Below are 2,002 nucleotides of genomic sequence, written 5' to 3'. Positions count from 1 at the left end.
CGTCGCCGGCGGCGCTGCGCTTCGAGCTGCGGCGCGCCGACGCCGCCTGGCGCTGCCATGGCGCGCTGCTGTTCGACACGCCGGATGCGCTCGCCGTGTTCTTCGCGGCTGCGCCGGCCGCCCCCGCCGACGCGCGCGCGGCCTACGCAAACCTGCCCGTGCCGCTCGTGTTCGAGATCGGCCGGACCGAGCTGACGACGGCCGAGCTGGCCGACGTCGTCGCCGGCGACATCATCGCGATCGAGCGCTGGCAAGCGCACGAGCAGAACCTGCTGTGCGTCGCGCGGCTGCCTGCCGCGCCGGCGTGGGAGATTACCGGACGGCCGTCGGGCAACCGGCTGACCGTCGAACGAATCAGGGAGATGCCTTTGGAACCGACCCGCACCGACATCGCGTCCGCGACGACGCACGACGCGCCGCCGGCCGACGCGCCGCGTCCGCTCGACGGCCTCGCGGTCGACCTGCGCTTCGAGCTGCCGCCCACGTCGATGCCGCTCGGCGAACTGAGCGCGCTGCAGCCCGGCGCCGTGATCGAGCTGCAGCAAGGGATCAACCAGAGCGTGATCCATCTCGTCGCGAACGGGATGCTGATCGGCACGGGGCACCTGATCGCGGTCGGCCAGAAGCTCGGCGTGCGGGTCGTCACGCTGACCCAGCCCGCGCCGCGCGAGCGCTGAACGATGGGCAACCTGCCGAATCCGGTCGCGCTGATCGCGGTGATCGCCGCGCTCGGCATCGCGCCGTTCGCGGCGCTGATGGTCACGAGCTACACGAAGCTCGTGGTCGTGCTCGGCCTGCTGCGCTCCGCGCTCGGGATCCAGCAGGTGCCGCCGAACCTCGTGCTGAACGGCATCGCGCTGATCCTGTCGCTGTTCATCATGGCGCCCGTCGGGATGTCGATCCGCGACGCGCTGCAGGCGCGCCACTTCGATGCGTCGGGACAGTTGTCGACGGCCGACGTCGGCGCGCTCGCCGATGCCGCGCTGCCGCCGATCAAGGAGTTCCTCGTGTCGCACACGCGGCAGCGCGATCGCGAATTCTTCGTGCGCACCGCGACCTCGGTGTGGCCGAAGAACCGCGCGGACGGCATCAAGGACGACGACCTGCTGGTGCTGGTGCCGAGCTTCACGCTCGCCGAGCTGACGAAGGCGTTCCAGATCGGCTTCGTGATCTATATCGTATTCATCGTCGTCGACCTGCTGGTCGCGAACATCCTGCTCGCGCTCGGCATGCAGATGATCTCGCCAACGACGATCTCGGTGCCGTTCAAGCTGCTGCTGTTCGTCGCGCTCGACGGCTGGTCGCTGCTCGTGCACGGCCTCGTGATGTCGTACCGGGTGGCGGGCGCGGGATGAGCGCGCACCGCCTGCGAACCGCCGCCGCCTGCCTGTGCGCGCTGGCCGCGCTCGCCCTCTCGTGCCTGCCGGTGCGCCGCGCGCAGGCCGCAGGCATCGGTACCGGCTTCGCAACGCTCGCACGCGCATGCGCGCCGAACGTCGATCCCGACACGCTCGCCGCGCTCGTGCGTACCGAGTCGGGCTTCAATCCGTATGCGATCGGCGTGGTCGGCGGCCATCTGGCGCGCCAGCCCGCATCGCTCGACGAAGCGCGGGCGACCGCGCGCGACCTCGCGGCGCGCGGTTTCAGCTACAGCGTCGGCCTTGCGCAGGTGAACGAGCGCAATTTCACGAAATACGGGCTCGATGAAGCGACGATGTTCGAACCGTGCCGCAACCTGCGGGCCGGCGGCGCGATCCTGACCGAATGCTTCGCGCGCTCGTCGGGCACCGGTCGCGCCACGCAGGCCGCGTTGCGTGCGGCGCTGTCGTGCTACTACAGCGGCAACTTCACGACCGGCTTCTCGAGCGGCTACGTGAGCCGCGTCGTCGCCAGCGCGCAACGCAACGCGCGCGAAGGCGGCGTCGGGCCGATTCCCGTCGTCAGCGACACGCCGCCGCCCGCGCGCCAGCGGCGCATGGACGCGGCCGCGACCACGCCGCCC

General features: G+C 71.0%; 3 protein-coding genes. All 3 read left to right on the top strand.

Going from position 1 to position 2,002, the window contains the following annotated elements:
- A partial coding sequence (gene sctQ / locus F3J15_RS37255; RefSeq protein ID WP_166897799.1) for a type III secretion system cytoplasmic ring protein SctQ occupies positions 1-677 on the top strand: 677 nt, incomplete at its 5' end.
- 3 nt (positions 678-680) lie between these two features.
- Positions 681-1,355 carry a type III secretion system export apparatus subunit SctR gene (sctR, locus tag F3J15_RS37250; protein WP_069252125.1) on the top strand — a complete coding sequence of 225 codons (675 nt, stop codon included), beginning with the start codon at positions 681-683 and terminating at the stop codon, positions 1,353-1,355.
- On the top strand, positions 1,352-2,002 hold a 651-nt coding region (locus tag F3J15_RS37245), incomplete at its 3' end, for a lytic transglycosylase domain-containing protein (protein ID WP_166897787.1). The genes sctR and F3J15_RS37245, both read left to right, overlap by 4 nt.

The sequence above is a fragment of the Burkholderia sp. Ap-955 genome, assembly GCF_011753045.1.
GTDB classification, from domain to species: Bacteria; Pseudomonadota; Gammaproteobacteria; order Burkholderiales; family Burkholderiaceae; genus Burkholderia; species Burkholderia lata_D.
Note: the sequence above shows the minus strand (reverse complement) of the source record. Positions and strands in the feature narration are given on the sequence as shown.

Bases quoted from the DNA above. Each gene is read 5' to 3' on its own strand.
- sctR (WP_069252125.1), top strand. From the start codon at position 681: ATGGGCAACCTGCCGAATCCGGTCGCGCTGATCGCGGTGATCGCCGCG.